Here is a 6,416-nt window from a genome sequence, read left to right as displayed (position 1 = left end):
ACACCTTCAATTGGCTGGACTTGGTTGGGGATAGTCCTGCTCCAATTGATTTACATGGACATGGTACACATGTGACAGGGACCATGGTTGGTTATGACCCGGAAACAGGCACGCGTACCGGAGTGGCTCCGGGGGCACGCTGGATCGCAGTTAACGCATTTTCAGAAAACGGCGCGCTGGATACAGACTTGCTAAAAGCAGGAGAATGGCTTCTCGCCCCACGGGATGAAAAGGGAACTCCTCATCCAGAGATGGCACCGGACATTATTAATAACTCATGGAGTAGCAGTTCTACCTTGAATGACTGGTTTCGATCGGTTGTGAAGGCATGGGAGGCTGCCGGCATTACACCGGTTTTTGCCGCAGGAAACGACAGCGAATGGACGCCCGTCGGGCCAGGTTCTATAACCAATCCAGCTAATTACCCTGAAGCCATTGCAGTTGGCTCAACGGATACAGCCAACCGAATCTCATGGTTTTCCTTAAGGGGGCCTTCTCCGTATGGCGGCAGTGAAATAAAGCCGGATTTGGTCGCACCGGGGGAAGCGATTCTGTCAACCCTCCCAAATAACGAATACGGGTTGTCATCGGGGACCTCCATGGCTGCACCACATGTATCAGGCGCCATTGCCATCTTAAAGCAAATGCAGCCAAACATGCCGATCGACAAGCTGAAAGAAAAATTATATGCCGGATTGATTCCGTTATCTGATTCAGAGTATCCATCTTCCCCAAATGACGCTTATGGGAGAGGGATTCTTGACCTGACAGGTATGGTTAAGAGCGGTTCTAACGGCGTCGGCAGTCTAGCAGGAACAGTAGGTTATAAAGCTGTCGATAAAAAGAAACCAGCAGCCAGCCATGAGCCTCTTCCCTATGCTTATGCGAATGCGCCTTTAAAACTCTCTGTACAAGCCTCTGACGATTTTGCCGTTTCCGCGGTGGAACTTCATTACCAAATCGACAGAGCACCCGCGCAAACATCAACAGGCACACTTTTTCAAGGCACCTTTAAAAGCGGTTCCTATTCAAGTGAACTCCCTTTAGAACAAGTAAGGGGGAAAGAAATGACGTATTACTGGAAAATTACGGACTATGCCGGAAACAGTACGAAAACCGTCCCTGTTCGTCTACCCCTGAAGGAAGGGCTGTCGGTCGGGTATGCAACAGACTTTGAAACAACACCTGTAGGATGGTACAGTACCGGTAGAAGCAGTTCGTGGAATTGGGGGAAGGTCATGACACCAGTCCTGAAAGTGCCTTCCGGGACCAAAGCGTACGCTACCTCGATCCCGGACTGGAGAGATAGCATCGATAATTACTGGAGTTATAACTATAACGAGGAATCCATGCTAACTATGCCTCCGATCCAAGTCAAGGAAGGAGAAGCGGTATTCCTTAACTTTAAACAGACCTTTGGATTTCCATCATGGCCCGTTCGAGGGACGGATGATTGGGGCCAAATTCTCGTTTCTGAAGACATGAAGAACTGGCATGTGGTGAAAACAAACGAAGGACATTTAGAGACAAAATGGGAAGCCATTTCTGTCGACTTGTCTTCCTTCTCAGGGAAAACTGTTTATGTAGCTTACCGTTTCCATTCCGACAGTAGTGGAAAAAATTTAGGGTGGTACTTAGATGATGTGGCCGTAGAAGCCAAGCCTTCCGGCGACGTCTATCAACCCTCCCAATCAACGACTGCATTTGAACCATTAGGGGAGGCTTCAAGGGTACAAGGCACCCATGAAAAACAAGTTCTCATCCCACTTAGCGCGCACATACAGATTGTTGAAAATGGAAGGCTTTTAGCGACTGATCCAACGGATGGCAGCTTCCGCATGAAACTGCCAGCAGATGAATACCACCTACAAGCCGAGGCCTATGGCTTTAAGCAAAAGATTCAAATGGCGAGAGTAACGAAAGATGCATCGACCAACGTAGATATACAGTTATCCCCATTAGAAAAAGGCATCGTCAAGGGAACAGTCAAGAACATCGAATCCAAAAAAACGATTAAGGGAGCCACGGTGAAACTCACTGAAGACGCCGCTGTCGCCCCGGTAAAAACAGGTGCAAACGGCAAATACTCGCTTAACCCTTTTATAGGAACATATACGCTTGAAGTGAGTGCCCCCTATTTTCATACCTACCGGGAACGGATTGAAATTAAGGGCAATTCCATCCATTCAATTGATATACACTTAAAGCCTTATATCGGTACAGAAGGTGAAATCAGCTATGATGATGGCTCGGCTGAAAATGTCTTGTTGATCTCTGGTGCGGACGAGGCCGCAGTAAAAATGTCTTTGAAGGATGGACAGGAACAAGCATTACTGACTGCCGGCCTGTTTTATATCGACCCACGCTGGTGGAATCCGGGCGGGGAAAATTTTCAAGTGGATGTATATGATGCGACTGGGCCTGAAGGAGGGCCTGGAAAGAAATTAACGGAATCCATTCCTGCAAAATCGGATGTCGTTCCTGGCTGGGTCAGAGTAGATCTTAGCCCTTACTCCATTTATGTACCGAAGGAATATTTCCTTGTATACAGCACCCAAGGTCCAGACCCATATGTGCCGACCCTTGGTTTTGATCTGAGCAGCCAGTTCTCAGACCGCTTTTGGAAGCTTTACAAAGGCGAGTGGTTAAAAGTAGAGGGAGGGTCGGTGATTGGACCATTTGCAGCAGGTTTAGATGCAGCCAATCCGATGATTCGCTCCGTCGTTTCATATGAAAACAAATAAAAATCTATAAAGGGGGAAACATGGAAAGAAAAACGATTCACTTTCAAATCAAATAGATTGTTGTGCAGTTTGAAATTTATTAAGTCAAAAGGAAAGTTATAGTTTGATTTGGGACAGTTCACGTATTTAAGAATAGGTGAACTGTCTCTTTAATTAGAAATCAGATTGTTAGTTTTTGTTTAAACTTTTCTATTATCTTCTTTACTATCAATGAGCTCTTTAAATCCTTGTTATGGAATATAAAAAGAATTTAATAGAAGTTTTGTAAAATATTTTTAATAGTATATTATATGAGTTTAATTTTAAAATGGATTTACAGATATCTAAGGGGTGTGTGGGGAATATTGGAATTGAGACAATTAGAACATTTTATGGCTCTTTGTGAAGAAATGCAATTTACAAAGACTGCTGAAAAATTAAGAATTGGGCAACCTACTTTAAGCTACCAAATGAAAGCATTAGAAGTCGAACTTGGTGTTCGTTTATTTGATCGTTTAGGGAAGAAAATAGCAATTACAGAAGCTGGAAAAATCCTTCATGAACACTGCAAAAAGGTATTCGCTAATTTAGAAAGTGCTAAAGAACAGATAGAAGAACTTCAAAATGTAAAAAGAGGAAAACTAGTAATAGGAGCCTTGTCAGGAGATTTAAATCATATTGCATCCACAGTATTATTGGAATTCCATTCCAAATATCCAGATGTACAAATACAGATTTTCTCTTTAGATGATGTGGTTGAAAAGGTTATACAGAATGAATTTAATTTAGCCTTGACGCTTATGCCAGGAAAAGATGAAAGGTTAACAAATATTTCATTATACGAAGAAGAATTTTTCTTAGCTGTACCAAGGGATCATGTTTGGTCAGATAGAAATGCTATAGATTTTAAAGAGATTCAGCACATACCCTTAATATTAAATCCTAAAGGTCACTGTTTTAGGAAATCACTTGATGCTGCATGTAGTGCTGCAGGAATTCATATTCAACCAATCATTGAATCAACTGATTCAAAGTCAATATTGAATCTAGTAAAGAAAGGGATAGGTGCTACTATTATATCTAGTACACTTTTTACTCTGGAAAATGAAGGGGTATTGAAGGCAATAAAGATTAAAAATCCAGCTATTATTAGGGAAGTCACCATTGTGCACCATAAACAAAAATACATTGGGACAGCCGCAAAAGGTTTTATTGAATTATTGATTGCTCATGTGAATAAATGCAATGTGGGTGTCTTTAATGAATTATTAGGTATTAAATAATGAAATGTTGTTATCCAACATAATCTCTTATAATGAAAATTGGTTATCTTCTTTTTTTCGGAACTAAATAAATTATTTCAGCTCACCTGCGAACTTTTACCTTGACACTTACCTATTAGTAAGTTAATATGTGGATATGGAAAATAGAAAAAATCAAATCTTAGACTTAGCAATAAAGTTAGTACAACAAAAAGGATATGTAGGGTTTAGCTATGATGATATATCTAAACAATTAGGCGTGACCAAGGCAAGTATCCATTATCATTTTGAGAAAAAGGAGGATTTAGGGGTTGCCATTACCGAACGGATTACTATTCGCTTGCAAAACTCCTTGTTGTCAATTAAAAATTCTTCCGTTTCAGCAGAAGAGAAGTTGAAAAAATTCATTCTACAACAGGCTGAACGGTTCGAGTGGACTGAAATATGTCCGATTTCATCTTTACAGACTGATTATGAATCTCTGCCATATATTGTTCAAAATAAAATTAAGGAAGTCAGTAAATTAGAACTCTCAATTCTTAAAGAAATTGTTGCAGAGGCGCAAAAAGAAAAAAGCATAAATGATTCTGAAGACCTTCAGTTTTTAGCTGTAACTATATTATCCAGCATTAAGGGAGCATTATTATATCGGCGTGTTCTGGGCGAGGATGTATTAGCCGATGTACTAAACCAGTTAAACCGTTTCTTAAGAAAATCATAAGAACGGTTTATTTTATAAATAAAACTTACCTTCTAGTAAGTAAGTAAAACGAACTTTAATTTTTATGAAGCCTATTCGGTGAGCAAAAGCCGTATGGCTAGAGTATAAAAAAATCCAATATTAAGAGGAGTGTCCTAAAAATGATTAAAATGGAAAAGAAATTGTATACAGCTCTAGTAAACGTTCAAGGCGGAAGAGATGGCAAAGCAGTTTCCAGCGATCAGAATCTTAATGTGGACTTGAGATATCCCAAGGAATTAGGTGGTGACGGAGCTGGAACGAATCCGGAGCAATTGTTCGCTGCAGGATTTGCGGCATGCTTCGAAGGTGCGATGGGTACTATTCTTAGAAAAAGGAATATAAAAACCGAAGGTGTAAAAATTGCTTCTCAAGTTACGCTCGGCAAGGATGCGGACGACGGCTATGTCCTAGCAATTACTATGGACATCACTATTAAAGGCGTAGAAACTAGCGTAGCTGAGGAAATCGTTGCGGAAGCTCATAGAGTTTGTCCATATGCCAAAGCAACTCGTGGCAATATCGAAGTAATATCGAACGTTGTTGGTTAATCAGGACACAAAGCGTATAAAATAATCCAATATTAAAAGGAGAGTCCAAAAAATGATTAAGTTGGAAAAGAAATTGAACACGGCTACTGTTCGAGGAAGCCCATCAGGTTTGCCCTTATGCGAATGCAACTCGTGGCAATATCGAACGTTGTTGGTTAATCAGCGCACAAAGAGTACAAAATAATCCAGTATTAAAAGGAGAGTTCTAAAAATGATAAAAATGGAAAAGAAATTGTACACGGCTACTGTAAACGTTCAAGGCGGAAGAGAAGGCAAAGCGGTTTCCAGCGATGAAAATCTTAATGTGGACTTGAGATATCCCAAGGAATTAGGTGGTAACGGAGCTGGAACCAATCCGGAGCAACTGTTCGCTGCAGGATTTGCCGCATGCTTCGAAGGTGCGATGGGTACTATTCTTAGAAAAAGGAATATTAAAACCGAAGGTATAAAAATTGCTTCTCAAGTTACGCTCGGCAAGGATGCGGACGACGGCTATGTCCTAGCAATTACTATGGACATCACTATTAAAGGAGTAGAAACTAGCGTGGCTGAGGAAATCGTTGCAGAAGCTCATAAAGTTTGCCCATATGCCAAAGCAACTCATGGCAATATCGAAGTAATATCGAACGTTGTTGGTTAATTAACTCACAAAGAGTATAAAATAATCCAGTATAAAAAGGAGAGTTCCAAAAATGATTAAAATGGAAAAGAAATTGTATACAGCTCTAGTAAACGTTCAAGGAGGAAGAGAAGGCAAAGCGGTTTCCAGCGATGAAAATCTTAATGTGGACTTGAGATATCCCAAGGTATTAGGTGGTAACGGAGCTGGAACCAATCCGGAGCAACTGTTCGCTGCAGGATTTGCCGCATGCTTCGAAGGTGCGATGGGTACTATTCTTAGAAAAAGAAATATTAAAACCGAAGGTATAAAAATTGCTTCTCAAGTTACGCTCGGCAAGGATGCGGACGACGGCTATGTCCTAGCAATTACTATGGACATCACTATTAAAGGCGTAGAAACTAGCGTGGCTGAGGAAATCGTTGCAGAAGCTCATAAAGTTTGCCCATATGCCAAAGCAACTCGTGGCAATATCGAAGTAATATCGAACGTTGTTGGTTAATCAGCGCACAAAGAGTATAA

6 protein-coding genes are annotated in these 6,416 nt (G+C 40.9%); all 6 read left to right on the top strand.

Translation table 11 applies throughout. The features are described from left to right. Nucleotides 1-20 precede the first annotated feature (20 nt). Nucleotides 21-2,744, top strand: a complete 2,724-nt coding sequence (locus E2R53_RS21200; RefSeq protein WP_165971065.1) for a S8 family serine peptidase — start codon at nt 21-23, stop codon at nt 2,742-2,744. Nucleotides 2,745-3,094: 350 nt separating this feature from the next. Further along, nucleotides 3,095-4,006, top strand: a complete 912-nt coding sequence (locus tag E2R53_RS21195; protein WP_286166362.1) for a LysR family transcriptional regulator — start codon at nt 3,095-3,097, stop codon at nt 4,004-4,006. Nucleotides 4,007-4,142: 136 nt separating this feature from the next. Beyond that, nucleotides 4,143-4,706: a TetR/AcrR family transcriptional regulator gene (locus tag E2R53_RS21190; RefSeq protein ID WP_133313700.1), complete on the top strand. Its 564-nt coding sequence runs from the start codon at nt 4,143-4,145 to the stop codon at nt 4,704-4,706. 140 nt (nt 4,707-4,846) lie between these two features. After that, the gene (locus E2R53_RS21185; protein WP_133313699.1) at nt 4,847-5,275 is read left to right on the top strand and encodes an organic hydroperoxide resistance protein; all 429 of its coding nucleotides are present in this window, start codon (nt 4,847-4,849) and stop codon (nt 5,273-5,275) included. Nucleotides 5,276-5,486: 211 nt separating this feature from the next. After that, a complete protein-coding gene (locus E2R53_RS21180; RefSeq protein ID WP_133313697.1) occupies nt 5,487-5,915 on the top strand; it encodes an organic hydroperoxide resistance protein in 429 nt (142 codons plus the stop codon). Nucleotides 5,916-5,967: 52 nt separating this feature from the next. After that, nucleotides 5,968-6,396, top strand: coding sequence for an organic hydroperoxide resistance protein (locus E2R53_RS21175; RefSeq protein WP_133313698.1), 429 nt, complete (start codon nt 5,968-5,970; stop codon nt 6,394-6,396). Nucleotides 6,397-6,416 lie beyond the last annotated feature (20 nt).

It is taken from the genome of Peribacillus frigoritolerans, assembly GCF_004358755.1.
Taxonomy (GTDB): domain Bacteria; phylum Bacillota; class Bacilli; order Bacillales; family Bacillaceae; genus Bacillus_P.
This window is presented reverse-complemented; position numbering and strand designations above follow the sequence as displayed.

Bases quoted from the DNA above. Each gene is read 5' to 3' on its own strand.
- E2R53_RS21180 (WP_133313697.1), top strand. From the start codon at position 5,487: ATGATAAAAATGGAAAAGAAATTGTACACGGCTACTGTAAACGTTCAA.
- E2R53_RS21190 (WP_133313700.1), top strand. From the start codon at position 4,143: ATGGAAAATAGAAAAAATCAAATCTTAGACTTAGCAATAAAGTTAGTA.
- E2R53_RS21175 (WP_133313698.1), top strand. From the start codon at position 5,968: ATGATTAAAATGGAAAAGAAATTGTATACAGCTCTAGTAAACGTTCAA.
- E2R53_RS21185 (WP_133313699.1), top strand. From the start codon at position 4,847: ATGATTAAAATGGAAAAGAAATTGTATACAGCTCTAGTAAACGTTCAA.